General features: G+C 69.5%; 22 protein-coding genes. 13 read left to right on the top strand and 9 right to left on the bottom strand.

The window, feature by feature from the left end:
* The first annotated feature begins 92 nt into the window (after positions 1-92).
* The 3 genes from ACYVDG_RS13950 to ACYVDG_RS13940 all read left to right on the top strand — a co-directional run bounded on the left by ACYVDG_RS13950 (position 93) and on the right by ACYVDG_RS13940 (position 2,311).
* Positions 93-1,109 (top strand): LacI family DNA-binding transcriptional regulator, encoded by a 1,017-nt coding sequence (locus ACYVDG_RS13950; protein WP_460751131.1) that lies wholly within the window; start codon positions 93-95, stop codon positions 1,107-1,109.
* On the top strand, positions 1,106-1,285 hold the full coding sequence (locus ACYVDG_RS13945; RefSeq protein WP_460751128.1) for a hypothetical protein: 180 nt from the start codon (positions 1,106-1,108) through the stop codon (positions 1,283-1,285). Before ACYVDG_RS13950 ends, ACYVDG_RS13945 begins: the two co-directional genes overlap by 4 nt.
* 276 nt (positions 1,286-1,561) lie before the next feature.
* Positions 1,562-2,311, top strand: a complete 750-nt coding sequence (locus tag ACYVDG_RS13940; protein ID WP_460751125.1) for an MFS transporter — start codon at positions 1,562-1,564, stop codon at positions 2,309-2,311.
* Here the strand turns inward: ACYVDG_RS13940 and ACYVDG_RS13935 are convergent.
* The gene (locus tag ACYVDG_RS13935) at positions 2,308-3,186 is read right to left on the bottom strand and encodes an AraC family transcriptional regulator (RefSeq protein ID WP_460751122.1); all 879 of its coding nucleotides are present in this window, start codon (positions 3,184-3,186) and stop codon (positions 2,308-2,310) included. The two genes, ACYVDG_RS13940 and ACYVDG_RS13935, sit on opposite strands and share 4 nt — an antisense overlap.
* A gap of 186 nt (positions 3,187-3,372) precedes the next feature.
* Between ACYVDG_RS13935 and ACYVDG_RS13930 the strand changes: the two genes are divergently transcribed.
* From ACYVDG_RS13930 to ACYVDG_RS13910, 5 genes are all read left to right on the top strand, one after another.
* A complete protein-coding gene (locus ACYVDG_RS13930) occupies positions 3,373-4,674 on the top strand; it encodes an MFS transporter (protein WP_460751118.1) in 1,302 nt (433 codons plus the stop codon).
* A gap of 164 nt (positions 4,675-4,838) precedes the next feature.
* A complete protein-coding gene (locus ACYVDG_RS13925; protein ID WP_460751115.1) occupies positions 4,839-5,972 on the top strand; it encodes a baeRF2 domain-containing protein in 1,134 nt (377 codons plus the stop codon).
* 120 nt (positions 5,973-6,092) lie between these two features.
* On the top strand, positions 6,093-6,509 hold the full coding sequence (locus ACYVDG_RS13920; RefSeq protein WP_460751113.1) for a TIGR03668 family PPOX class F420-dependent oxidoreductase: 417 nt from the start codon (positions 6,093-6,095) through the stop codon (positions 6,507-6,509).
* Between the two features lie 1,542 nt (positions 6,510-8,051).
* The gene (locus tag ACYVDG_RS13915; RefSeq protein ID WP_460751109.1) at positions 8,052-9,293 is read left to right on the top strand and encodes a sensor histidine kinase; all 1,242 of its coding nucleotides are present in this window, start codon (positions 8,052-8,054) and stop codon (positions 9,291-9,293) included.
* A gap of 30 nt (positions 9,294-9,323) precedes the next feature.
* The gene (locus ACYVDG_RS13910; protein WP_460751104.1) at positions 9,324-9,968 is read left to right on the top strand and encodes a response regulator; all 645 of its coding nucleotides are present in this window, start codon (positions 9,324-9,326) and stop codon (positions 9,966-9,968) included.
* A gap of 194 nt (positions 9,969-10,162) precedes the next feature.
* On the opposite strand, the gene ACYVDG_RS13905 is transcribed toward ACYVDG_RS13910, so the two are convergent.
* The 4 genes from ACYVDG_RS13905 to ACYVDG_RS13890 all read right to left on the bottom strand — a co-directional run bounded on the left by ACYVDG_RS13905 (position 10,163) and on the right by ACYVDG_RS13890 (position 14,590).
* Complete coding sequence (locus ACYVDG_RS13905; protein ID WP_460751101.1) at positions 10,163-11,491, bottom strand: ABC transporter substrate-binding protein; 1,329 nt, start codon at positions 11,489-11,491, stop codon at positions 10,163-10,165.
* Positions 11,492-11,568: 77 nt separating this feature from the next.
* Positions 11,569-12,882 (bottom strand): ABC transporter substrate-binding protein, encoded by a 1,314-nt coding sequence (locus ACYVDG_RS13900; RefSeq protein WP_460751098.1) that lies wholly within the window; start codon positions 12,880-12,882, stop codon positions 11,569-11,571.
* Positions 12,883-12,900: 18 nt separating this feature from the next.
* Positions 12,901-13,776 carry a carbohydrate ABC transporter permease gene (locus tag ACYVDG_RS13895; protein ID WP_460751095.1) on the bottom strand — a complete coding sequence of 292 codons (876 nt, stop codon included), beginning with the start codon at positions 13,774-13,776 and terminating at the stop codon, positions 12,901-12,903.
* Entirely contained in the window at positions 13,766-14,590 is an 825-nt protein-coding gene (locus ACYVDG_RS13890; RefSeq protein ID WP_460751323.1) for a carbohydrate ABC transporter permease, read from the bottom strand. The genes ACYVDG_RS13895 and ACYVDG_RS13890 overlap by 11 nt, the downstream gene beginning before the upstream one ends.
* A 558-nt stretch (positions 14,591-15,148) precedes the next feature.
* Between ACYVDG_RS13890 and ACYVDG_RS13885 the strand changes: the two genes are divergently transcribed.
* The 5 genes from ACYVDG_RS13885 to ACYVDG_RS13865 all read left to right on the top strand — a co-directional run bounded on the left by ACYVDG_RS13885 (position 15,149) and on the right by ACYVDG_RS13865 (position 20,532).
* On the top strand, positions 15,149-16,462 hold the full coding sequence (locus ACYVDG_RS13885) for a Gfo/Idh/MocA family protein (RefSeq protein ID WP_460751091.1): 1,314 nt from the start codon (positions 15,149-15,151) through the stop codon (positions 16,460-16,462).
* On the top strand, positions 16,459-17,634 hold the full coding sequence (locus ACYVDG_RS13880) for a Gfo/Idh/MocA family protein (RefSeq protein ID WP_460751088.1): 1,176 nt from the start codon (positions 16,459-16,461) through the stop codon (positions 17,632-17,634). Before ACYVDG_RS13885 ends, ACYVDG_RS13880 begins: the two co-directional genes overlap by 4 nt.
* Positions 17,631-18,470 (top strand): DUF6807 domain-containing protein, encoded by an 840-nt coding sequence (locus tag ACYVDG_RS13875; RefSeq protein ID WP_460751085.1) that lies wholly within the window; start codon positions 17,631-17,633, stop codon positions 18,468-18,470. Before ACYVDG_RS13880 ends, ACYVDG_RS13875 begins: the two co-directional genes overlap by 4 nt.
* 58 nt (positions 18,471-18,528) lie before the next feature.
* Positions 18,529-19,422 (top strand): NAD-dependent epimerase/dehydratase family protein, encoded by an 894-nt coding sequence (locus ACYVDG_RS13870; RefSeq protein WP_460751082.1) that lies wholly within the window; start codon positions 18,529-18,531, stop codon positions 19,420-19,422.
* 78 nt (positions 19,423-19,500) lie between these two features.
* Positions 19,501-20,532, top strand: a complete 1,032-nt coding sequence (locus ACYVDG_RS13865) for a LacI family DNA-binding transcriptional regulator (RefSeq protein ID WP_460751077.1) — start codon at positions 19,501-19,503, stop codon at positions 20,530-20,532.
* A 135-nt stretch (positions 20,533-20,667) separates the two neighbouring features.
* On the opposite strand, the gene ACYVDG_RS13860 is transcribed toward ACYVDG_RS13865, so the two are convergent.
* Genes ACYVDG_RS13860 through ACYVDG_RS13845 form a run of 4 tightly spaced genes read right to left on the bottom strand, consistent with a single transcriptional unit; the run spans position 20,668 to position 24,969 of the window.
* Positions 20,668-21,744, bottom strand: coding sequence for a mandelate racemase/muconate lactonizing enzyme family protein (locus ACYVDG_RS13860; protein ID WP_460751073.1), 1,077 nt, complete (start codon positions 21,742-21,744; stop codon positions 20,668-20,670).
* Positions 21,741-22,661, bottom strand: a complete 921-nt coding sequence (locus ACYVDG_RS13855) for a sugar phosphate isomerase/epimerase family protein (protein WP_460751070.1) — start codon at positions 22,659-22,661, stop codon at positions 21,741-21,743. The genes ACYVDG_RS13860 and ACYVDG_RS13855 overlap by 4 nt, the downstream gene beginning before the upstream one ends.
* Positions 22,658-23,818 (bottom strand): dihydrodipicolinate synthase family protein, encoded by a 1,161-nt coding sequence (locus ACYVDG_RS13850; RefSeq protein WP_460751067.1) that lies wholly within the window; start codon positions 23,816-23,818, stop codon positions 22,658-22,660. The genes ACYVDG_RS13855 and ACYVDG_RS13850 overlap by 4 nt, the downstream gene beginning before the upstream one ends.
* Positions 23,815-24,969, bottom strand: a complete 1,155-nt coding sequence (locus ACYVDG_RS13845; RefSeq protein ID WP_460751064.1) for a Gfo/Idh/MocA family protein — start codon at positions 24,967-24,969, stop codon at positions 23,815-23,817. Before ACYVDG_RS13845 ends, ACYVDG_RS13850 begins: the two co-directional genes overlap by 4 nt.
* Between the last annotated feature and the right edge of the window lie 48 nt (positions 24,970-25,017).

The raw sequence follows: 25,017 nt of genomic DNA, 5'->3' as shown, positions 1-25,017 counted from the left end.
GCTATCAAAAGTCAAGGTCAAAGACGCTCACCCTAGGGATGTGTCGATGATAACGTTTACCCTCATCTGCTCGCGGACGATGAGGGGAACACATGCCAGAGGTGACACTGCGCGAGGTGGCTCAAGAGTCGGGCTACTCCGTGGCCACCGTCTCCCGCGTCCTGGCCGGCACCCGCACCGTCGGAGCGCAGACCGAGCGCAGGGTCCGCGCGGTCGCCGCGCACCTGGGCTACCGACCCAACCAGGTGGCCCGCGCGCTGCGCAGTCGCTCGACCGGAACCATCGGCATGGTCCTGCCACAGATCACCAACCCGTTCTTCCCCGCGCTCGTGCGCGCCGTGGAGCACGCGCTGCACAGCCGCGGCCGCGCCCTGCTCATCGCCGACTGCGACGACGACCCGGCCGTGGAGGCCGACCGAGTCAGCACGCTCCTGGACCGCCAAGTGGACGCGCTGCTGGTGATCCCCGTGCACGAGGAGCACAGTCGGGTGGCGGTGCGCGCCGCGGCCGAGCGTGTGCCCGTAGTGCAGCTGGACCGCCGCTGCGGCACCGACGTCGCCGACACCGTGGCCGTCGACAACACCGCCGGGATGGCCCTGGTACTGGACCACCTGGCCCGTACGGGCCGCAGCCGCCCCTGCTTCCTCGGCTCGGACGGGACCGACTCCGCCGCCGTGGAACGGCGCGCCGCCTACCAAGGCGCCCTCTCGGCCCGGGACCCTGAGGGGGCCTCCCGCGTGGTGCTGGGCGACTTCTCCGTGGAGTGGGGCCGCGCCGCCGCCGAGCATGTGTGGCCCGACCGTCCCGACGCGCTCGTGTGTGCCAACGACCTGATCGCGGTCGGTGCCATGCAGCAGCTGCGCCGGATGGGCGCGGACGTGCCCGGTCAGATCGCCGTCACCGGGTTCGACGACGTCGCGATCGCCTCCCTCGCCGAACCCGCCCTGACCACCGTCCGGCAACCTGTCACCGGACTTGCTGAGGAGGCCGTGCGCCTGCTCGACCAGTGCCTGGGTGAGCAGGGGTCCAGACCGAACCACGCGGTGCGCCTGGCCCCCGAGCTCGTCGAGCGCGCCTCGACCGCAGCTCGTACGAAGGAAGCACATTGATCGCAGTCGTCGGAAGCTTCAACTTGGACGTCGTCACCGCCGTACCCCGGCACCCGGTGCCGGGCGAGACCGTGCCGGGCGGGGAGATCGCCCACCACACTGGCGGCAAGGGCCGCCAACCATGCGGTGGCCGCCACGCCGGGGACGGCGACCGGCCGCGCGCATATCGCGGTTGACCGTACGGGTGAGAACACCATCATCGTCAGTCCCGGCGCGAACGCGTACGTGAGCGCCGCCGACTGTGCGGGGGCCGCCGGGGGTGCTGCGCGGCGCGAGGGTGACCCTGTTGCAGCAGGAGGTACCCGAGGAGGCCAACCACGCGGCCGCGCGCCTGGCCTGCCAGGACCCGCTCTAGGGCACTCTGAACCACCCACCCCTTCGCATCGCTGTATTCGCCACGGTCAGCGCTTCGGCGCGTTGTGCCAAGATGTTCGCCATCCCTCGACATCGGCGTGAAGGATTCCCCGTATGGCCCCACGGACGAACAGCACACCGCACGGGGTCAGGGCCGCGCGCCACTGGGGCGCAACTACTGGCGGCTTCTCACCGCGAGCGGGCTGAGCAACCTGGGCGACGGGATCGCGATCGTCGCTCTTCCCTCGATGAACGCGGCGATCCTGGTGCTGTACGCCCAGGACGTGCTCGGCTTGGGCTCGGTCGGTTACGGTCTGCTGCTGGCCACGGTCGCTGTGGGTATGGTGCTCGGCGCGCAGGTGGTGCCGTGGCTAATCCCGCGCCTGCCGCCTGGCGCCACTCTGGTCTGGGTTCTGGCTGCGCAAGCGGTGGCCTACACCGCGATCGCGTTAGTCCCCAGCACGGCGCTGTTCGCGCTGTTGTGGGTCGTGGTCGGGTTCACGACTATGTGGTGGAACATCCTGACCATCTCGCTACGCCAGCGGATCATCCCGGACCCGCTGCTCTCGCGAGTCCTGTCCGCCTTCCGCACCATGGGTCTCGGCACCGCGGCGATCGGCATGGCCTTGGGCGGGCTCACCGCCTCGCTCCTGGAGTCCCCGGTGGGCCGCGAGACCGCGCTGTCCACCCCGTTCCTGCTCGCGGGCCTGATCAGCTTCGCCTTGGTGGTGGTCTCGGCTCAGTCGATGACCACCGCTCGCATCCGCGCGGCCCTGGCCGACGCCGACCGGGACCGCGCGGATTCGATGGGCCGGGACGATCAGACCCGGCGCAGCGAGCAGGCCTAGGCCGTCGTCTTCTCCACCGGCAGCCACAGCTCACCCGAGGCGATGGTCTCGTCCTCCTCGTCGTACTCCACGCTCAACAGTTCCGGCCCGTGCTTGTGCTGGTAGGCGGGGTTGGACGGGAACCACTCGGAGTGGGCGTAGACCCAGATGTGCTGGATGGCCTCGGGGAAGGTGAACTGCTCGAACGGGAAGACCACCCAGGTGCCCGCGGGTACGTCCAGGGCCTCCATCCCGTCGGGGGCCTCGGTGGCGGAGGTGGCGGCCGCCAGGTAGTAGTCGACGTCGCTGCCCTCCCGCCGGTCGGGGTCGTGGGTCACAGTGGCCGAAAAGCCGCCGTGGGGCTCCTGGTCGGACAGCTCCTCGAGCCGCTCGTAGGTGACGTCGTCGAGGCCTTCGACGAACGCGGCCATGGCGGGGTTGACGCCCTCGTAGACGAGCGGCACCCGGGCCTTGGGGCCGACGAGTCGGAAGGCCTCCTTCTCGACGATGCGGTAGCGCATGGTGGTGTTCCCTTCGATGGTGAGGTGGAAGGTCAGCCGTGACTGGGAGTTGAGCGCGGCACCCGATCGGCGGGCATCACCCGGGCTGATCCCGTGCATGGCCCGGAACGCCCGGCCGAAGGCCTCGGCGGACCCGTATCCGTAGCGGACCGCGATCTCGAGCAGGGTGTCCCGGCCCTCGATCACCTCGGCCCCGGCCAGCGTGAGCCGGCGCCGACGCACGTACTCCGACAGCGGCATCCCGGACAGCGCCGAGAACATCCGCCGGAAGTGGTGCTCGGAGGTGAGCGTGGTCCGCGCCATCGCGGCCACGTCCACCGGCTCACCCAGGTCCCCCTCGACCCGCTCGAGCGCCTCGTTCAACCGGTCCAGCATCTGGTCCTCCGCCGTTCACCACCCAAATTAGGGAGGTGGGACCCATCCCCACCCGACAGTTGCCGTTCACCTCCGGTCAGGTTCCGGATCCCTTCTGACCAGTGCTTCTGCCCAGCGCAGAAGGATCTGTCGGCCCCAGTACGTAGCCTGCCAACCTTCTGGCCCCACCCCCGAGGAAAGGCCGCCGTGTCCCACCGATCACACGCTCGCGATATCTCCGGACGCCGCCGCGAACCCCTGGGGCGCGACTACTGGCGGTTGCTCTCCGCCAGCGGACTGGGCAACCTGGGGGACGGTATCGCGGTCGTCGCCCTGCCTTGGTACGCCGCCACCCTGACCGACGACCCCTTCCTGGTCGCGGCAGTGGGCGCGGCCACCCGCCTGCCCTGGCTGCTGTTCGCGCTGTTCGCGGGGGTCCTAGGGGACCGGATGGACCGCCGTCGCCTGATGGTGGCCGCGGGAAGTGCCAAGGCGGTTCTGTTGGCGGCCCTGACCGCCGTCATCGTCTGGGGCGTCGCCTCGATTCCGCTCCTGGTGGCGGTGGCGCTGCTGGTCGGGGTGTGCGAGGTGCTGTTCGACAACACCACGCACTCCGTACTGCCCGCGGTCGTACCCTCCTCGCGTCTGGAGCGGGCCAACGGGACCCTCCAGGGCGTGGAGCGGGTCCTGGACCGCTTCGTGGGTGCCCCGCTCGCCGGGGTGCTGATAGCGGTCTCCACCGCTCTGGCCTTCGGCGCCCAGGCCGCCTTCGTCCTGCTGGCCGTGGTCGCCCTGTGCACACTGCGCGGCGACTTCGAACCCGCCAAGCAGACCGGGCCCCGCGAGCCGATCCGGACCATGCTCGCCCGAGGCCTGGCATGGCTGTGGCGGCACTCCATGATGCGCCCCCTGGCGCTGGTGTCGGGGGTGGCCAACCTGGCGTCGGCCCTGACCGCGACGATCCTGGTGCTCTTCGCCCGCGATGTCCTGGATCTGGGCCCACAGGGCTACGCGCTCCTGCTGACAGTCTCGGCGGCCGGGGCAGTCCTGGGGTCGGTCCTGGTACCCATCATCACCGCGCGGGTCCGCACGTCCACCACCCTCGTCCTGGTCCTGGCCCTCCAGGGGCTCATGGCCGCGACGATGGGCCTGATACACCACGTCGCGGTGTTCACGGCGGCTATGTTCCTGCTGGGTTTCGGCGGGATGTGGTGGAACGTGACGGTCGTGTCCCTGTTCCAGCGCGTCATCCCCGACGCGTTGAGGTCCCGGGTCTTCAGCGCCCACCGCATGTTCTCGTGGGGCATGCTTCCGCTCGGCACGGCGCTGGGCGGTGCGCTGGCCTCCCTGACCGAGCCCGCCCTGGGGCGGACGCTCTCCCTGTCCGCGCCCTACCTGCTCTCCTCGGTCATCAGCCTCGTCCTGGCCGCGATCGCGGCCAAGGTGCTCACCAACCGGGTCATCGACCGGGCCCTCGCCGATGCCGGGACCCGCCCTGGCACCCCTTGACCGCGCCGGGGCGGGGTGAAGGGAAAAACCTGGGAATCATCGGGCAAGAACCGTGTCTGGTTCGACGTGTGTAGCTGACAGAACCCACCATGGCCGGTCAGGATGACTCGCAGGCCGACCCCAGAAGGAGGTGGGCGGGGCGGGGTACACGCGCCCCGCAAACTATGGATCTTGGTTTTCTGCGACCTCTGTACGAAAGTGACGGCCCGGTGGCTTCGGTGCACCTGGACACCACCCGTGACACCACGGACGCTGACAAGAAGATCGAGCTGCGCTGGCGGCACCTGAGAGAGGAGCTGGCCGCGCTCGGTACCGACGAGGCCACTCTCGATGTCCTCGAAGAGGCCGTGGGACAGGGGTCCTCCCGCTCCTTCGGGAACCACGGCCAAGCCCTCTACGCCTCCGAAGGCCGCCTGTTGGGCGCGCATACCCTCGCTGAACCGCCCAGCCAGGACCGGGCCTCGTTCCTACCCGTGCCGGACGCTCTCCCCTTGGCCATCGACCGCGGCCGCAGGCTGCCCTATGTCCTTGTGGCCCTGGACCGGGTCAAGGCCAAGGTGTTCGCCTACCCGTCCCACCCCGCCGGCCAACCGGTGCTGGAGCAGGAGGCCCAAGGCGAGAACCTGCAGAACATCGACGGACAGGGCCGGATCTACCCCGGCCAGCGCGGCGACGCGGGCGGCCGCCGCGCCGACACCGGAACCGCCCAGGACATCTGGCGGGAGAACACCGCCGCGGTCGCCGAACTGGTCCGCGACGCGGTGCGCAAGGTCGACGCCGCGGTGATCATCGTGGGAGGCGACGACGAGGCCATCGCCTACCTGCGGGACAACCTCGGCCCGCGGCAGCTGTCCATCCCGATCAAGGTGGTCGCGGGGGGCCGGGGCGGGACTGACGCCGAGGAACGTCTGCACGAGACCGCCGAGGAGTGCCTGCGCGAGCTCGTCCTCGAAGAGCACGACCAGAGCCTGTCCGAGTACAAGCGCAAGCTCGCCCATGACCAGGCGGTCCAAGGCAGGACGCCGCTCCTGCCGATGCTGTCGGAGGCCCGGGTGGAGACCCTGCTCCTGGGGGCCGACCGGGAGGACGAGCCCGAGCTGTGGGGTTCCCACAACTCACCGGTCCTGGTGGACTCCTCACCCAAGGGCCTGGACGACCCGGAAGCGGGCTTCAAGGCTCCGGCCAGCGCACTGATGCTGCGAGCGGCGGTGATGTCCCACGCCGGGTTCACCGAGCTGCTCGACCACGGCGTGCCCTGCTCAGAGGTCGGCGCCACGTTGCGCTTCCCCGCGCAGTAGGCCCAAGCAGGGCTGGTAAGCCGGTGCCCCGCTCCCATCCGTGGGGGAGCGGGGCACCATTCGCGTACGGATGTTTTCGAGCATCAGGGCACTTCCCGCCGATCTGAAGGGACTGAGCCGATGAGGTGGAGCGCCGCGCGGGCCAGGGAGGCTTTCGCGGCCGGTCGCGTCGCGCGGCTGGCCACCGTGGACGGTGCGGGGCAACCGCACCTGGTACCGGTTACCTTCGCCGCCTACGCAGACACACTGGCCGTCGCCGTGGACAGCAAGCCGAAGTCCACCCGCGACCCCAAACGCCTGCGCAACATCGCCGGGAACCCCCGTGCGTCGCTGTTGGTGGACGAGTACGACGACGACTGGACGCGCCTGTGGTGGGCGCGCGCGGACGGCCTGGCCCGGATCGAGCACGCGGGGCCGGACTGGACCCGGGCGCGGGACGAGCTCACCGCCCGGTACCGGCAGTACCGGGTCACCCCGCCCGCGGCGGCGATCATCCTGGTGGCCGTCGAGCGCTGGTCCGGCTGGTCCTACCGCTGAGATCCACTCGCAGGTCTCCCGATGTGTACGCAGACCACAAAGCCACTGGACGGGCAGCACACCCCTACCGAGCATGCGGTGCCCGACTCGTCGGTGGGGGGGGTGGACCGAGGTGTGGCCTTCCTCGACAGGGACTTCATCCTTGGAGCCTGCTGACAAAGGGGGTTTGGTTGCCCTGCCCTTGGGGTGTGCCGCTTTCCGCGTGGGTGGTGGGTGGGGAGTCCGCGTGGGCTGGGGTTTGTTGTTGGGTGCGGGTTGCCCCGTTTCCTGCCGCTTTATGGTGGCCGTCTCCGCTGCGCGCGTCAAGGTCGTCGCCATCGAAGCGCTGGCGCGCTATCGGAGGCGCTCCACCTTGACCCGCTTCGCTACGACGGCGGGTCGGCGGCAGTCAGGAAACGGGGGGCGTGTGGTCGGGGTGGCGACGGGACCGGCCTGCGGCCGGGAACTGCCCCGGCCGTGGCCGGCCGGGTTCCTGCCCGTGGGTCTGGTTGTGTCGGCAGGCGCGTCGCAATCCAGTGGCCGGCCGGCGACGAAGAGCCCGAACAGGTGCCTGGGTGGCTGGGCGCGTCCCACCGGTCTGGCGGCTCGGTGGTGGGTGGCCCATACGGGTGCGGGTGGTGCTGTTGGACCGGTCGGGTGTGGGTTCCAGGGCATCGAACCCCCCTGTTGGAGTCATTTTGGGCGCCGAGATTGCCTCCAGGGAGGGGGTTCACCGGCCCCCGGGTGCTTCCGGGAGGGGGCTCGGCGCCCCAGGCGCCCCCATGTGGGGGTAGCGGGCGCCCCCCGGTGGGCGCCCCACACGGAGGTAGACCCGGTGTCTGAAACTGGCCCGGCGAAGATGACCGCTGTGTCCGAAACCGGTTCATCCCCGATGATCTTGCCCCCAGCTCCACCCTCGGCCGTCGAGGGTTGAGACAGGGGCAAGATCATCGTTGGAAAGGGGGCCCACCCCTGACCGAAAGTCCGGTGGGACGCGCTCAGCCACGCGCCCGGCCTGATCGGGTTCTTCGTCGCCCGCTGGCCACTGGATTGGGACGCGCTGGCCGATGAAGCCGGGCGGACGGGCAGGAATCCGGCCGGCCACGGCCGGACCAGGCGAAGCCCGGCCCACCGGGCCGGAGGGTCGGGGCCCGAAGGGCCCCATATCGGCCCCGACCACACGTCCCCCGTTTCCTGACAGCCGCCCACCCGCCGTCGCAGCAAAGCGGGTCAAGGTGGAGCGCCTGAGATAGCGCGCCAGCGCTTCGACGGCGACGACCTTGACGCGCGCAGCGGAGACGGCCACCATCAAGCGGCAGGAAACGGGGCAACCCGCACCCAACAACAAACCCCGGCCACACCGAGCCCCACCCACGCGGACTCCCCACCCACCACCCACGCGGAAAGCGGCACACCCCAAGGGCAGGGCAACCAAACCCCCCCTTTGTCAGCAGGCTCTTGGCCCTATGGAGGAGCTGCTCTCCCCGCCGGTTGGTCTGGTGGTACTCATGGTCTGGACGGCCGCCGCCCGGACGGCCGGAGCACTGGCGCTGAAGCGCCGGGATGCCTGAGAACGAGGAGTGGGCCGTGGGCGGAGATAGCGGAGCCGGTCTTCGCCTGCGTGGGGCGTGGGCGCACGCGAGACGGCGCGCACGGGAGTTCGTCGGCCTGTGGGTGGGACTGCTGGTGACGGTGCTGACACTGGTGTGGGCGCTGTTGTCGGCACTGGTCCTGCTGGCCGGGCTGGTGTGGCCCCCGGTGTGGCCGCGCGCACGGGGCACGTTCCGGGCGTGGACACGTTGGCTGTGCGACCGGGACCTGGACCGTCTCGCCTGCTGGATGGGTGCGACCATCAGGCCGGAGGCGGGTACCAGGGTCCGGGCGGCCTACCTGCTCGTCCGTTTTCCCTTGCACCTGGCAGCGCTCTACCTGGTCTTCGTGGTGGGCTTCACGATCTCACTCCTGCTCTCCGGGGTGGCGATACAGATCGCCACGGGAACCACGTCCGACATCGCGCTGTCCTGGCCCGGGGTGGGTGTGTACACCTCCAGTGCGAATGTCGGCCTCGCCGCCGCCCTGGTGATGCTGGTGGTCCTGTGGGCTCTGGTCGCTATCGCCGTCGGCCTCGACCGGTGGCTGGCCCGGACGATGCTCGGCCCCACGGCCGAGGACCTGCTGCACCGGCGCATCGACGAACTCACCCAGACCCGGACGGGGATCGTGCGCGCCGTGGACGAGGAGCGGCGCCGGATCGAACGCGACCTGCACGACGGGGTACAGCAGCGGGTGGTGGCGCTGGCCATGCTGCTCGGACGGGCCCAGCGCGGCAGCGACCCCGAGCGCACCGCAACACTGGTGCGTCAGGCCCACACCGAGTCGCGGGTGCTGTTGGACGAGTTGCGCGAGGTGGCCTGGCGGATCTACCCGACCGCGTTGGACACCCTGGGCTTAGAGGCCGCCCTCACGGAAGCGGCCGAGCGCGGCCCGCTCCCGGTCGTCTTCCGGCACCGCCTGTACGAACCGCTGCCGCAGGAGTTGGCCACCGCCGTGTACTTCGTGGCCCGCGAGGCCATGACCAACGCCGCCAAGCACTCCGGTGCCGACGAGGTGATGGTCGACCTGCACGCAGACGGGGACCGGGTGGAACTGGTGGTCTCCGACCACGGCCGCGGCGGGGCCGACACCAACGACGGCGGGCTGACCGGCCTGGCCCGGCGGGTGAACGCCCTGGACGGCACACTGAGAGTGGACAGCCCGGTCGGCGGCCCCACCACCGTGCGCGCCACCCTGCCACTGAAACGATGAACACCCCACAGCACGAACACGGAGCCCCGCATGCGCCTGGCGATCGCCGACGACTCAGTACTACTGAGAGAGGGCCTGATCCGGCTGTTGGAGGAGGAGGGCCACGAGGTAGTGGCGGCTGCCGAGGACGGTGAAGGGCTCCTCCAGGCAGTCGCCGACCACCGCCCCGACGCGGCGGTGGTGGACGTGCGGATGCCGCCGACCCATACCGACGAGGGTCTGCGTGCCGCCCTGCGGATCCGCGCCGAGCAACCGGAGGTGGCGGTTCTAGTGCTCTCCCAGTACGTGGAGCAGCGCTACGCCTCCGAGCTGCTCACCGGCGCCCCGGAGAAGGTCGGCTATCTACTCAAAGACCGTGTGGCGCAGGTGGGCGAATTCCTGGACGCCCTGGACCGGGTGGCGGCCGGGGGTGCGGCCTTCGATCCGGAGGTCGTCCGGCAGCTGCTGTCCCGGACCACGCGGACCGACCCGCTGGCCCGCCTGACCCAGCGCGAGCGCGACGTGTTGGAGACCATGGCGCAGGGGCTCAGCAACACCGCCATCGCGGAGCGGTTGTTCGTGTCCTTGAGTGCGGTGGAGAAGCACATCAACGCCATCTTCGACAAACTGGAGCTGTCGCACACCCCCGAGTACAGCCGCCGTGTGCTGGCCGTACTGCGCTTTCTAGGCACCTGAGCAGACCACCGGCGCTTCCTGCGACCCATGAGCTCACAGAACGCTCCAGAGGACCTCCTGCCGGACGGGCTGCGCGACACCACCGACCACCCCGTAATCCGTAAGGACTCCCAGCCCACGCATTCGTGGCCCCGGGGAGAAGCTCCCCGGGGCCATGTGGGCGCACCCACACGAGGAATCAGTCAGGCGAGGGCTCAGTCACCGTCACCCGTCGCCGCCTCGACCTCTGCCGTGAACTGCTCGGCAGCCTCCTCCGGCGTCAGCTCGCCGAAGGACAGCTCGTCGGTGATGCGCTTGGTGATCTCCACGACCTCACCCGCGCCGATCGGCGGGGGCGGGTTGCCGTCGATGATGTCGTCACCGATCTCGTCCAAGAACGCTGCGCTGCGCTCGTCGGCCTCCGGAAGGTCGCTCAGGATGTGCTCCCGCACCTCCTCGTTGGCGGGAAGGCCCAGGTCTGAGAGGTTCAGCTCGGCCGCCTCCTCGCTGTTGACCATGAAGTCCACGAACCTCACGGCCTCCTCCGGGTGGTCCGACCCCGCGTTGACCGAGTAGAACATCGCGGGCTTGAAGTACATCCCTGTGCGCTCGTGCTCGGTCTCACCCGGGTAGCGCAACAGCTCCAGGTCACTTCCGGACGACTCGCTGAGCCCACCCAGCTGGTTGTTCCAGAAGTGGGCCATGGCCCCTTGGTTGGTGGCCAGTACCGACTGGTCGGGGCCACCGGCCTCGATCTCCACGCTCTCGGCGGCGCTGGGCTGTCCGCCTTCCTCCAACAGGTCCGCGGTGACCTGGAACCACTCGGCCAAGGTCTCCTCGGAGAAGGCGAGACCGCCGTCCTCGTCGTAGAGGTTCTCCCCGTGCTGACGGGCGAAGATCTGGAAGCCGCTCTCGTTGTAGGCCATGCTCTGCACACCGGAGATCTCGCCGTCGGTCGCCTCGCTGATCTCCACCGCCGTCTCGACGTAGTCGTCCCACGTCCAGTTCTCGTCGTCGGGCATGGCGACGCCGGCTTCCTCGAACGCCTCGGGGTCGGCCAGGATCGCGTAGGCGTTCACCCCGGTGGCGATCCCGAAGGTCTGCCCGTCCATGTCACCGCTCTCGGCTACCAGCGGGTCCAGGCTCGACAGGTCGAGGGTGTCCTCGAACTCGCTGAGGTCGACCAGGGCGCCGCGGTCGCCGTACTCACGCAGGTACCGCTCTTCCTGCATGATGATGTCGGGGGCGTCGTTGGCGGCTGTGCTCGTGGCCAGACGGTCCCAGTAGGAGTCCCAGTCGGTGTAGTCCCCGGCGATCCGGATGTCGGGGTTCTCCTCCTCGAAGATCTCGATGACCTCCTGGAGGGTGGCGTGCCGGTCGTCGGCGCCCCACCAAGAAAAGCGCAGCTCGACGGTCTCGCCGTCCGCGGAGGAACCTCCCCCGCAGGCGCTCACGGCCATGACCAGGGCGGCGCCCGCCGCGGTGGGGGCGATCCGGGTACGGTGTCGGCGCGGTGTACGTTTCTTGCCCGAGTGACGGTTCATGGGGGGATTTGCCCTTCTGCTAAGTGCATCTGCTGAACACTGGGGTAGTGATGTTCCTTTAGCGGGGTGGTGCGGGCTCAGTGACCGGTTCCGATAGCGGCCTCCAGGTCCTCGATGAACTGATCAGCGGCCTGTTCGGCAGTGAGGTTGCCGAAGACCAGTTCCTGGTAGACGCGCTCGTTGATGTCCACGATCTCGCCGGAACCGATCGGCGGGGGCGGGTTGCCGTCGACGATCTCGTCCTCGAAGTCCTCCAAGAAGGCCGCCCCCCGCACATCCGCCGGGGGAAGGTCGTCAGTGATGGCCTCCCGCACGTCCAGGTTGGCGGGGAGGCCCAGGTCGGAGAGGTTCAGTTCGGCGGCTTCCGTGCTGTTGAGCAGGAAGTCGATGAAGCGTGCCGCCTCCTCCGGATGATCGCTGTCGGCCGCCATGGAGTAGTACATCGCGGGTTTGAAGTACGTGCCGGTGCGCTCGTTCTCCGTCTCGCCCGGGAAACGTAGAAGCTCGATGTCGCGGCCAGAAGCATCGGTGGTCGCGCCGAGCTGGTTGGTCCAGAAGTGCGCCGTGGCGCCGGTGTGGGTGGCCAGCACGGACTGGTCGGGCCCCTCGGCCGCGATTTCCACACCCTCGGTCGCGCTAGGCTGGCCCCCGCCCTCCATAAGCCGTTCCGTGATTTCGTACCAGCTGACGAGGGTCTGAGCGGAGAACGCTAGTTCGCCCTCCTCGTCGAAGAGGTTCTCGCCGTGCTGGCGGGTGAAGATGTGGAAGGCGTTCTCGTTGGTCAAGCCCTGGGTGCCGACGATCTCTCCGTCGGTCGCCTCGCTGATCTCCACCGACATCTCGACGTAGTCGTCCCACGTCCAGTTCTCGTCGTCGGGCATTTCCACGCCCGCCTCTTCGAAGGCCTGGGGGTCGGCCAGGAATGCGGAGGCGTTCACCCCGGTGGCGGCGCCGAAGATCTGTCCGTCCACTTCGCCGCTCTCGGCCACCAGCGGGTCCAGGCGGGACAGGTCGAGGGTGTCCTCGAATTCGCCGAGGTCGGCCAGGGCGCCGCGGTCGCCGTACTCACGCAGGTAGGTCTCATCCTGCATGATGACGTCGGGGGTGTCGTTGGCCGCGGTGTTGGTGGCCAGGCGGTCCCAGTAAGAGAAGAAGTCGGTGTAGTCCCCGGCGATCTGGATGTCGGGGTTCTCCTCCTCGAAGATCTCGATGACCTCCTGGAGGGTGGCGTGCCGGTCGTCGGCGCCCCACCAGGAAAAGCGCAACTGGACCGTACCGTCATCGGTGTCGGAGCCGCCGCAGGCGGTTGCTGAAATGACCAGGGCGAGTGCTGCCGCGGTCGTGGTGAAAAGGCGGCGCTGAAAGCGCGCGCCCCGGGTGGGACGGCCCATGTTGGGTCTTCCTTTCCTCTACTTGATTCCGGTGGTGGCGATGCCCTTGACCAGATAGCGCTGACCCGCCAGGAAGAAACCGAACACGGGGCCCAGGGCCACGACCGACATGGCGAAGAGCGGACCCCAGGAGGTCTGGGAACTGGAGTCGACGAACGTCCGCAGGGCCACCGGGACCGTGTACATGTCGGGGCTGGTCAGGAAGATCAGCTGGCTGAAGAAGTCGTTCCAGGTCCAGATGAAGGTGAAGATCGCCGTGGTGGCCAGGGCCGGCATGGACAGGGGGAGGATGATCTGGCAGAAGATGCGTACGTGACCGCAGCCGTCGATACGGGCGGCTTCGTCCAGGTCCCGGGGGAGTCCGCGGATGAACTGCACCATCAGGAAGATGAAGAAGGCGTCCGTGGCCAGGAGCTTGGGCACGATCAGCGGGTAGAACGTGTTGATCCAGTCCAGGTTCGCGAACAGGATGTACTGCGGCACGATGATCACGTGGATCGGCAGCATGATCGTGGCGAGCATGATCGCGAAGAACAGTCTCTTGCCGCGGAACTCCAGGCGGGCGAAGGCGTAAGCGGCCATCGAGCACCCGATGAGGTTGCCGATGATCGCTCCGGCCACCACGACCGCCGAATTCAGGAGGTAGCGGTGGAACGGGAACTCCAGCGCGTTCCACCCCTCGACCCAGTTACTGGGGGTGAAGCTCCACGGGATCAGCCCGGGATCGCGGAAGATCTCGGCGGTGGGCTTGAAGGAGCTGGAGAGCATCCACAGCAGCGGGTAGAGCATGATCAGGCCGAAGCCGATCAGACCGATGTGGATGAACAGCCGTCGTGTGCGTTGGGCCCGGTCCCGCTGTTTGCGCGTCGCCGGTGCCACCGTCTCAGTCGCCATAGAAGACCCAGTACTTGGAGGCGAGGAAGTTCACCGCGGTGAACCCCCCGATGATCATCAGGAGCAGCCAGGCCATCGCGGACGCGTAGCCCATGTCGAAGGCTCCGAAGCCGCGTTGGTACAGGTAGAGGGTGTAGAAGAGCGTGGAGTCGGACGGGCCTCCGGTCCCACCGCTGACGATGAACGCCTGGGTGAAGGTCTGGAAGGCGTTGATGAACTGCAGCACGAGGTTGAAGAAGATGATCGGGGTGAGCATCGGAACCGTGATGTGCCAGAACCGGCGCACCGGGCTGGCCCCGTCCACCGCCGCGGCCTCGTAGTACATGGCCGGGATCTGCCGGAGACCGGCCAGGAAGATGACCATCGGTGCACCGAAGGTCCACACGTTGAGGATCACGAGTGTGCCCAGCGCGTAGTCGGGGTGCGACACCCAGCCTTCGCCTTGGATTCCGAAGAAGGCCAGGACCTGGTTGACCAGACCATCCGCCCCGAACACCTGGCGCCACAGGATGGCGACCGCCACGCTGCCGCCCAAGAGGGAGGGCAGGTAGTAGATCGACCGGTACAGGGCCAGGCCCCGGAGTCCTCGGTCGAGGACCATCGCCAGTGCCAGCGCGAGGGCGAGCTGGAGGGGCACTGACACGAACACGTAGACGAAGGTGACCCGTAGCGCGCTGTGCAGGCGCGTGTCGGACAGCATCCGTTCGTAGTTCTCCAGCCCCACCCACTGGTGGTCGCCGATCAGGTTGTAGTCGGTGAAGGAGAAGTACAGGGAAGCGAGGAGGGGACCGGCTGTAATGAGGCCGAGCCCCAGAAACCACGGGGCGAGGAAGCCGAAGGCGGCGAGGTTCTCGTACCTGCGACCGTTCTTGCTGGTGGTCTGTTTGCGCCGCGGGGTTCGGGTGTCGGCACGGTCGGCTGACTTCGGCTCCCTGTTCAGAAGAGCGGTCAAGACGACACACCTCCTCCCGACACCGAAGCGCACGCGACCCGCACGCCTGGACCGGGGTTCATGGGGGACCGCCAATCTGGTCGGAAAACGCGCTGATGATGGACAAGCGCCTACGCAGTGTGTCCAAGGACACCGGTGGATTTCGCAGGCCAAGGCTTGGTAAGCGCTATCCAGCTACTAAGATAGTCAGTTTCTAGCACCGGGTTTCGGGGCTGTCAACGCCCTGTTTCCCCCCGAACTCGAAGCACGCACCAGATCGTTATTTTCCAACCGGGCGCTCATTCTGCTGAAATACTCACCTTGAGTGATCGATTGAATTCATAGAGTTCTGCTTCCGTGGTGGCTTTCCCCAGCCGGTGATCTCCAAGGTGTCTTGTGGGCCCTTGTGGCCCGCTGGGGAAAGCGTTTACCATGCGCCTTGTGAACGACACCACTCAACGCAGGTATGCGATCGTCGGTACGGGCTCCCGCGCACGGATGTACACCCACGCACTCGTGGGCACCCACAGCGACCGGGGACGCCTGGTGGCCCTGTGCGACACCAACCGCACGCGGATGGCCGTGCACAACCGGATCGTCACCGACAGCGGCGGCGACCCGGTTCCCACATACAGCGCCGAGGACTTCACCCGCATGCTCAGCGAGCAGGCGGTCGACGAAGTGATCGTGTGCACCGTCGACCGCACCCACGCCGACTACGTCGTGGCCGCCCTGGAAGCCGGGGTCGACGCCATCACCGAGAAACCCATGACCGCCGACATCGAGGGCCTGCGCCGGATCAACGCGGCCCAGACACGTACTGGTGGCCGGGTGACGGTCGGCTTCAACTACCGCTACAACCCCGTCCACCGCCAAGTGCGCGACCTCATCGCCTCCGGCGCCATCGGCGAGGTGGGTTCGGTCCACTTCGAGTGGCTGCTCGACCTGCGCCACGGCGCCGACTACTTCCGCCGCTGGCACCGGGACAAGACCCAGTCCGGCGGGCTGCTGGTCCACAAGGCCAGCCACCACTTCGACCTGGTCAACTGGTGGGTGGGCGCCCGGCCCGAGGAGGTCTTCGCCTGGGGCGGCCTGTTCTTCTACGGGCAGGACAACGGACAGCGCCACGGCCATTCCACCGGCTACGAACGCGGCCACGGTTCCGAGTCCGCGGAGAAGGACCCCTTCGCCCTGCACATGCGGGACAGCCCCGACATGACCGCCCTGTACCTGGACGCCGAACACGAAGACGGCTACCAGCGCGACCTCAACGTCTTCGGCCCCGGCATCACCATCGAGGACGACATGTCGGTCCTGGTCAGATACGACACCGGAGTGCGCCTGAGCTACCACCTCGTGGCCTACGCGCCCTGGGAAGGCTACCGGCTCAGTATCACCGGCAGCCGCGGCCGGCTCGAGCTCGACATGACCGAGTTCGCCAGCACCGCACCGGACCACGACGAGACCCACCCCGTCCGCGGCATGCCCGCACCCAAGGAGAACACCACGGCCCGGCTCCTGCTGCGCCGCCACTGGCAACCCCCGGAAGAGATCCCCACCAGTGTCGGCGGTGGAGGACACGGGGGCGGCGACACCGCCATGCTCGACTCCCTCTTCGGCGGGGGCGACGACGGGATCCGCCCCGACCACGCTGATGGCGGCAACGCCCTGCTGACCGGACTGGCGGCCAACGCGGCCATGGACTCAGGCACCCCCGTGCGCGTGACCGACCTGCTCGAGGGAGCCCACCCATGAACCGAAGCTCCCCGATCCCGCTCCTGCTCGTGGGCCTCCACGGACACGGCCGCTCCCACCTGCGCGCGCTCCTACCGCTAGCGAAGGCGGGAACCGTCCGCCTGGCCGGGGTCTGCGACCGCAAGCCGCCCGAACCCGACGACGACCTCGAGGGCCACGGCCACGTCCCCTTCTTCGACGACCTGGACACGGCCCTCCGCCGCACACAGGCGCGCATCACCGTCCTGGTGACCCCCATCCACACCCACCTTCCCTTGGCCGCCACCGCCCTGGAGCACGGCTCGCACCTGCTCCTGGAGAAACCCACCACCTCCTCCCTGACCCAGCTCACACAGCTGGAGGAGGCGGCGCGTTCGGCCGGACGCGCATGCCAGATCGGCTTCCAGAGCCTGGGCTCAGAAGCGATCGCTGAAGTGGGCCGACTGCTTCGCGAAGGGGCTCTGGGCACCCCCCGCGGGATCGGCGCGGCCGGCGCCTGGAAGCGCACCTCCGCCTACTACGGCCGCGCCCCTTGGGCCGGGCGGCGCACGCTCGACGGACACGACGTGGTGGACGGGGCACTCACCAACCCCTTCGCCCACGCCGTGGCCACCGCGCTGGCACTGGCCGACGCCGAGACCACGGCGCCCCGGGCCCTGGAACTGGAGATGTACCGCGCCCACCCCATCGAGAGCGACGACACCTCCTCCCTGCGCCTGCGCACCGAGGCCGGCACCACGGTCACCGTCGCCGTCACCCTGTGCGCCCCCGAAAGCCAACCGCCGGCGATCACCGTGCACGGCGACCGGGCCAGCCTGACGCTGGAGTACACCCTGGACCGCCTCACCCTGCACCGGCCCGGACAACCGCCGCGGACCACCACCCACGGGCGCGTCGACCTCATGGAGAACCTCGTGGCGCACGTGCGCCACGGTTCGCCCCTCCTCGTGCCTGCGGAGCGCACCCGCGGCTTCACCCACGTCCTGGAGGCCGTGCGCACAGCACCCGCCCCCCTTCCCGTCCCCGCCGAGTACCAGGAAGCGTACGAACACGAGGGCGTCACCCATCGGAGCATCCCCGGGGTCACACCGCTAGTGCACGAGAGCGCACGCACCCTCGCCCTGTTCTCCGAGCTCGGCGCCGCCTGGGCCCAACCCCCCGCACCCGTCCCGACCACGGAGACACGAACGTGAACCTGTCCGTCGGCCGCACCGTCGTGGCCACCCGCCACAGCGGCGAGTCCATCCCCCTCGAACTCTCCCCGCGCCCCTACCTCCACCCCGTGCGCACCCTCGCCGGGGTGGAGGTGACCGAGATCCGCCCCGAAGACCACCTCCACCACCTGGGCGTCAGCGTGACCCTGGCCGACGTCTCCGGGGCCAGTTTCTGGGGCGGGCGGACCTTCATCCGGGACCGAGGGTCGGTCATGCTCGACAACCACGGCCGCCAAGAACACCTTTCCTGGAGCGACCGCCACCCCGACCGGGCGACCGAGCTGCTCACCTGGACCGGCCCCGAAGGCAACGAGCTCCTGCGCGAGGAACGGACCCTGCGTGCCCTGCCCCTGGACGACACGACCTGGGTGCTGGACCTGCGTTCGACGCTGCGCAACACCTCGAGCGCGGAGCTGAGCATCGGCAGCCCCGCCACCAACGGCCGCCCCGGGGCCGGGTACGGCGGCGTGTTCTGGCGGGCCCCCATCGGGAACCGCCCACCCACGGTCACCGGCCCCGACGGAACCTCCGGAGAAGCCGCCCTGCACGGCTCCCGCGCCAGATGGCTCGCCCTGTCCGGGGCCGCCGCCGACCAGGCCCAGTGGACCCTGCTCTTCCAACAACCCGGACCACGCACGGACCCCTGGTTCCTCCGGGCCGAGGACTACCCGGGAGTGTGCCCCGCGCCCGCCTGGGACACCCCGGTGCGCCTGCCTCCCGGACAGACCCTCGAGCTGGGCCTGCGCACCGCCGTCACCGACGGCCCGGTAGCCGATTACGAAGCACTGGCCGAAACCGTCGCGAACGCGGCCTGACCCACCACGACCACGAAAAGTACGCCCCACCCCGGGGGACTGGAAAGGAACCGCACTCATGCGCGTGCTCGTCACCGGAGGATCCGGACGGCTGGGGCGCAGCGTCGTGGCCGTACTGGCCGCGCGCGGACACGAGACGACCTCTGTGGACCTCACGGAACATCCGCAACCCGAGGGCGTTTCGACTGCCGTCTGCGACCTGCTCGACACCGGGGCACGGGCGGAGCTGTTCGCCCGCACCAACCCGGAGGCGGTCGTCCACCTTGCGGGGATCGCCGTCCCCTTCGTCCGCCCCGACGCCGAAACCCTGCGGGTGAACACCTCCCTGGCCTGGGAAGTACTCGCCTCCGCTGCGGCGGCCGGCGCCCGCAGCGCAGTCGCCGCATCCAGCCCCACCGTCTACGGGTACAACACCCCCTCCTGGTCCCCCCGCTACCTGCCCCTGGACGAGGACCACCCCGTAGCGCCCTGGCACGCCTACGGGCTGAGCAAGGCGGTGGTGGAGGAGACCGTGCGCGCACTGGCACGCTCCAGCGACACCTGTGTGCTGTCGGCGATCCGCCCCGGCTACGTGGTGGCCCCCGAGGAATGGCGGGGCGCCCCCACCCAGCAGGGCCACACCATCCAGGAGCGCCTGGACGACCCCTCCCTGGCCGCCGGCTCCCTGTTCAACTACGTCGACGCCCACGACGTCGCCGAACTCTTCGCCCTGGCCGTGGAGAACCCCGAACGCGTCCCCACCGGCACGGTCTACAACGCCGTCGCCCCAGATCCCCTCTCCCGTGAACCTGTCGACGCCCACCTGGCGCGCCTGCACCCCGCCACCGCCGAGCACGCCTCGGTGCTGGCCGACGGGCGCGCGGTGTTCTCCTCCGAGCGCGCCTACCGCGACCTGGGTTGGAAGCCGGAGCGCACCTGGTGCGACCACCTCCGCCCCGCGGAGCAGGCGTAGATGGGTACGCGGGGACAACCCCGCACCTCCGCTACGCTAGGAAAGAGTTTTCCCAGCGGAGGCAGGAGGGGCAAGGGAGTGGATCCCGGTTACGTGACTCTGGAGCAGGTCGCCGAACACGCCGGAGTCTCCTTGGCGACGGCCTCGCGTGTGATCAACGGCAGCACGCGTCAGGTGAGCCAACGGCTGCGGGAGAAGGTCGAGGCCAGCGCCTGCGAACTCGGCTACCTGGCCAACGCCTCCGCCCAGACCCTCGCGCGCAACAGCAGTTCACTGATGGGCCTGGTCGTACACGACATCGCCGACCCCTACTTCTCACAGATCGCCGCCGGCGTGACCCGGTACGCCGAGGAACTGGGGCTGGTCCTCGTCCTGGGTACCACCAACCGCTCACCGCAGGCGGAGACGCGCATCATCTCCGCGCTGCGCGCGCATCGGGCCAAGGCGATCGTGATCGCCGGTTCCCGATCCATCGGCGAGACCAGCGACACCCGCCTGGCCTCGGAGATCGAGGCGTTCGGCCGCCAGGGCGGACGGGTCGCCCTGGTCTCGCAGGCCACCCTGCCCGCGGACACCGTCACCCCGGACAACCACGCCGGGGCCGCCGCCCTCGCGCAGCACCTCATCGCTCAGGGCCACCGCAACTTCGCCATCCTGGCCGGCCCCGCCAACCTGCGGACCGCACGCGAGCGCCTGGACGGCTTCCACTCGGCGCTCTCGTCAGCCGGGCTCGAACTCGCCCACCACAACGTGGTGCACGGCGACTTCACCCGCGACGGCGGCTACGAGTCCACCCAGCGCCTGATGACCCTGGGAACCGACGCCACTTGCCTGTTCGCCGTCAACGACGTCATGGCCACAGGCGCCATCGCCGCACTCCGCAACATGGGCAAGACCGTCCCTGACGACCTGTCCGTTGCGGGCTTCGACGACATTCCCACCCTGCGGGACCTCACCCCCTCCCTGACCACCGTGCGCCTGCCCCTGGAGGAGATGGGCGAGCGCGCCGCCGCACTGGCCCTGGACAGCGACTACCGGGGCGAGCCGCGCGTGGTGCACGTGGAAGGCTCGGTGATGGGACGGGAGAGCACGGCCCCGCCCAGGGACTGACCACGCCACCTCACCGGATACCGCCACCATGGCGGCCCGCGTGCCCCCACGCCGTGCGGCCGGACACGGTGTCCGGCCGCACGGTGGCGGCGGCTCCTCGCGCAACCGCCGCCACCTCTCGCCCGCCAACGCGTGCTAGGGGAGTGTGGCGAGCGTGTCCGCGAACACCAACCCGTGGCCGGAGCCGGTATCGGCGGACAGGTGGCCGCCCGCCAATTCCACCCCGCTGGGCGCGGCCAAAGCACCCAGAGCGGCGAAGGAGGCGTGGTCGATGTCCTCGACCATGGCGACCTTGGGTAGGCACAGGGCCAGCTGACCGGACAGCTCCGGCAACAAGTGGGGCGCCACGGGCACCCCGCGCCTGGCCACCGCCTCGGCAATCCGCAGGAACGGGGTGATTCCCCCGACCCGCACGACGTTCGGCTGGGCCACGTCGCACACGCCCTCGTCCACGAACCGTTCGAACTCCGCCACCGAGCGCAGGTTCTCACCCAGCGCGAACGGCACATCCGTACGGCCGCGCAGGCGCACATGGGCGGCCAGGTCCGAGGCGGGCAAAGGCTCCTCCACGAAGTGCGCATCGAAGGGCGCCAGCTGCGCCAGCGCCCGGGCAGCGCGCGGCACGTCCCACCGCTGGTTGGCGTCGACCATCAGCAGCCGCTCGGGGCCCAGGAGGTCGCGCACCGCACCCACCCGTTCCACGTCGCGGTCGGCCGCGTCCGAGCCCACCTTGATCTTCACGGCGCGGTGACCCTGCTCCACCCACCCCCGGACCTGCTCCAGCAGGTCCGGGAGCGAGTAGTCCAGGTTCACACCGCTGCCGTAGGTGGCGACCCGTTCCCGCCGCCGACCCAGCAGCCCGACCAAGGACACACCCAGCGAGCGCGCGTGCAGGTCCCACAGGGCGATGTCGACCCCGGCCAGGGCCATCCGGGTCAGCCCGGTCGTGCCCGCCTCGCGCAGGTGCCAGAGCGCCTCGTCCCACAGGCCGGGGTGGGCCTCGCGACCCACCAGCGCCGGGGCCAGGTCGTCGTTGACCAACGCCTCGACCGCCCGCGCCCCGATCAGGGGGGTCCATGAGAAGCCCGTGCCGATCGGCCCTTCATCGGTGCTCACCCGGACCACGACGATGTCGTTGCGGTCGACCCCGCCGTCCCAGGCCCTGTGCAGGGGCAGCCGGTGGGCCCGAGCCCGCACACCGGTCACCCTCACAGGACGTACTCCGCGTGACGGCGGGCCATCGTGGCGATGACCTCGTCACCGTCGGCCGACCACACGTCCTCGTTGAAGACCTCCCACTCCACGTCGCCCCCGTAACCGGCGTCCAGGGCCGCCCGGTGCAGTGAACGCACGTCGATGTGGCCGTCACCGACCATGCCCCGGCCCAGCAGGGCCTCAGCCGGCAGCGGGGTGATCCAGTCACACACCTGGAAGGAGGAGATACGGCCCGCCGCACCGGCACGGGCGATCTGCTCGTACACCGCCGGGTCCCACCACACGTGGTAGGTGTCCACGACCACGCCCACGGTCTCCGCGGCGAAGGGCTCGGCCATGTCCAGCGCCTGTCCGAGGGTGGACAGCACCGCGCGGTCAGCGCAGAAGAGCGGGTGCAGGGGTTCGAGGCCGAGCTGCACACCGCGCTCGGCCGCGTAGGGGGCCAGGGCGGCAATTCCCTCCTGGACCCGCTCCCGGGTGCCGTTCAGGTCCCGGTCTCCCTCAGGCAGCCCGCCCACGACCATGACCAGTACCGGGGCGCCCAGTTCGGCGGCCTCGTCGATGGCGCGCCGGTTGTCGTCCAGGGCGTCGGTCCGGGCCGGATCGGACAGGAACCCGCCTCGGCAGTAGGAGGACACTCGTAGCCCCGCCTGGCGGACCAGGCGCGCGGAGTGCTCCAGACCGGCCTCGTGGACGTGTTCGCGCCACAGGCCCACGGCGGGTACCCCAGCGCGCAGGCACCCGTCCACGGCCTGGGTGAGGGTCCACCGCTTCACGGTGGCCTGGTTGAGTGACAGACGTGCCAAACGGGGGTCACCGGGCGCCGGGGTGTCGATCCGCGCTCGCCGGTTGGAGGGCACGTCCACCGGTGCGGGGACCGTGCCCGCGCGGGCAGGGGATTCGGCTGTGCTCACTGAGGCACCCCCGAGACCCGCAGTAGGGACCGCATGCGGTCGGCCGCCAGGTCGGGGTCGGACAGCACCCCGGCCGCGTCGGCCAGGCGCAGGGTGTGCGCCAGGTGCGGGAGGTCGCGGGCGCTGTGCAGTCCGCCCACCATGTGGAAGCCTTTCTGGTGGCCGTTCAGCCAGGCCAGGAAGGCGATACCGGTCTTGTAGTAGTAGGTGGGCACGGAGAACAGGTGGCGTGCCAAGGGCACGGTGGGCTCCATCTGGGCGAGGTAGCCGTCGGTGTCCTGCTGGTCCAGGGCCGCCAGGGCCCGGGCAGCGGCCGGGGCGATGGCGGCGAAGACCCCGAGGAGTGCGTCCGAGTAGCCGCGGTCGTCGCCCAGGACGAGCTCCGCGTAGTGGAAGTCGTCCCCGGTGTAGAGGCGGACCCCGTCCGGGAGCAGGCGCCGCAGGCGGATCTCCAGTTCGGTGTCGAGCAGGGAGACCTTGATGCCGTCGACGCGGTCGGCGTGCGCGGCGATGAGCTCGGCGACCGGTTCCACTGCCTCCTCGGGGGTGTCGTAGCCCCAGTATCCGGCGAGCGCGGGGTCGAAGGCCGTGCCCAGCCAGTGCAGGATGACCGGGCGCTCGGCGCGCTCCAGGACCGCGGAGTAGACGCGGGTGTAGTCCTTGGGGCCCTCCGCGGCCGCGGCCAGGGCGCGTGAGGCCATCATGATGGGGGTGGCTCCGGACTCCTGGACCACCTCCAGCTGTTCGTGATAGGCGGTGATAACGCTTTCCAAGTCGGCCTGCGAAGACCCGAGTTGGTCGGTGTTGACCCCGCAGGCGAGGAGGGCCCCGCGGCCGCGGGCCTCAGCCCCGGTGCGGCGGATCAGCTCGGCGGTGGCGGCCCAGTCCAAGCCCATGCCGCGCTGTGCGGTGTCCATCGCCTCGGCCACGCCCAGTCCTTGATCCCACAGGTGGTGGCGGAAGGCCAGGGTCGCCTCCCAGTCCAGTTGTGCGGGGGCACCGGGCGCGTTGGGGCGCTGGGGGTCGGCGACCACGTGGGCGGCCGCGTAGGCGGTCCGGCACTTGGCCGGGGGCCGCGGCGCGATGTCCGCCGCCGCCCCGCTGAGGGTGAAGGGGACCGTGGTGCCCTCACCGGAGGGCAGGTTCAGGGTGTTCACGACGTGGAGACCTCACCGAGTTCGACGGTACGGCCGGTGCGCGCGGAGTGCAGGCCGGCTTCGGCCATCTGGATGCCCCGCGCTCCGGAGAGCAGGTCGTGGTGGAAGGGGGTGCCCAGGACCACGTGGCGCAGGTACTCCTCCCACTGCGCGCGGAAGCCGTTGGGGAAGTCGCCGTTGTCGGGGACGGCGGTCCAGCCCTGGCGGTGGCGCACGGGGTCGACGGCGTCGGGGTCCCAGCTCGCCTTGGGGGTCGCGCTGCGGTGCTGGACATGGCAGTCGCGGAGCCCGGCCACAGCACTGCCGTGGGTGCCGTCCACCTGGAACTCGACCAGTTCGTCGCGGTTGACCCGCACGCTCCAGGAGGAGTTGATCTGGGCGATGATCCCGTCGCCGACATCGAAGATGCCGTAGGCGGCGTCATCGGCGGTGGCGTCGTAGGGCTCGTTGTGCTCGTCCCAGCGCCGGGGGATGTGGGTGGCGGTGCGCGCGGTGACCGTGCGCACCGAGCCGAAGAGGTGCTCGAGGACGTAGTGCCAGTGGGGGAACATGTCCAGCACGATCCCGCCCCCGTCCTCGGCCCGGTAGTTCCAGCTGGGCCGTTGGGCGGGCTGCCAGTCGCCCTCGAAGACCCAGTAACCGAACTCGCCGCGGATGGAAAGAACTTTTCCGAAGAAGCCGCTGTCCAGGAGGCGGTGGAGTTTGATCAGGCCCGGAAGGAAGAGCTTGTCCTGGACCACGCCGTTGCGCACCCCGGCCTGCTCAGCGAGCTTGGCCAGCTCAAGGGCGGCGTCCAGTGTGCCGGCCGTGGGTTTTTCGACGTAGATGTGCTTGCCGGCGGCGATCGCCGACCGGACCGCGGCCTCTCTGGCGTGCGTGATCTGGGCGTCGAAGTAGAGGGGGACATCGTCATCGGACAGCACCGAGTCCAGGTCGGTGGTCCAGCGCTCAATGCCGTGCTGCTCTGCGATGGCGCGCAGTTTGTGCTCCGAACGGCCCACTAGAACCGGTTCGGGTATGACCCGGGAACCGTCGGGGAGTTCGACCCCTCCAGCATCCCGAATCGCCAGCACCGACCTGGTCAGATGCTGTCTGTACCCCATGCGGCCGGTGACGCCGTTCATGGCGACGCCCAGCACGTGATCTCTCATGGATCGAGTCCACCTTTCTTGTGAAAGCGCTTTCCGGACTACGGCAAA

This window comes from Nocardiopsis oceani (assembly GCF_054777395.1).
The sequence above is the reverse complement of the archived record's forward strand: the minus strand, read 5'-3'. Positions and strand labels throughout refer to the sequence as shown.

Excerpts from the sequence above, each read along its gene's own strand:
- ACYVDG_RS13895 (WP_460751095.1), bottom strand. The coding sequence starts at position 13,776 with ATGGCGACTGAGACGGTGGCACCGGCGACGCGCAAACAGCGGGACCGG.
- ACYVDG_RS13915 (WP_460751109.1), top strand. The coding sequence starts at position 8,052 with ATGCCTGAGAACGAGGAGTGGGCCGTGGGCGGAGATAGCGGAGCCGGT.
- ACYVDG_RS13925 (WP_460751115.1), top strand. The coding sequence starts at position 4,839 with ATGGATCTTGGTTTTCTGCGACCTCTGTACGAAAGTGACGGCCCGGTG.
- ACYVDG_RS13910 (WP_460751104.1), top strand. The coding sequence starts at position 9,324 with ATGCGCCTGGCGATCGCCGACGACTCAGTACTACTGAGAGAGGGCCTG.
- ACYVDG_RS13950 (WP_460751131.1), top strand. The coding sequence starts at position 93 with ATGCCAGAGGTGACACTGCGCGAGGTGGCTCAAGAGTCGGGCTACTCC.
- ACYVDG_RS13870 (WP_460751082.1), top strand. The coding sequence starts at position 18,529 with ATGCGCGTGCTCGTCACCGGAGGATCCGGACGGCTGGGGCGCAGCGTC.
- ACYVDG_RS13920 (WP_460751113.1), top strand. The coding sequence starts at position 6,093 with ATGAGGTGGAGCGCCGCGCGGGCCAGGGAGGCTTTCGCGGCCGGTCGC.
- ACYVDG_RS13880 (WP_460751088.1), top strand. The coding sequence starts at position 16,459 with ATGAACCGAAGCTCCCCGATCCCGCTCCTGCTCGTGGGCCTCCACGGA.
- ACYVDG_RS13905 (WP_460751101.1), bottom strand. The coding sequence starts at position 11,491 with ATGAACCGTCACTCGGGCAAGAAACGTACACCGCGCCGACACCGTACC.
- ACYVDG_RS13900 (WP_460751098.1), bottom strand. The coding sequence starts at position 12,882 with ATGGGCCGTCCCACCCGGGGCGCGCGCTTTCAGCGCCGCCTTTTCACC.
- ACYVDG_RS13845 (WP_460751064.1), bottom strand. The coding sequence starts at position 24,969 with ATGAGAGATCACGTGCTGGGCGTCGCCATGAACGGCGTCACCGGCCGC.
- ACYVDG_RS13935 (WP_460751122.1), bottom strand. The coding sequence starts at position 3,186 with ATGCTGGACCGGTTGAACGAGGCGCTCGAGCGGGTCGAGGGGGACCTG.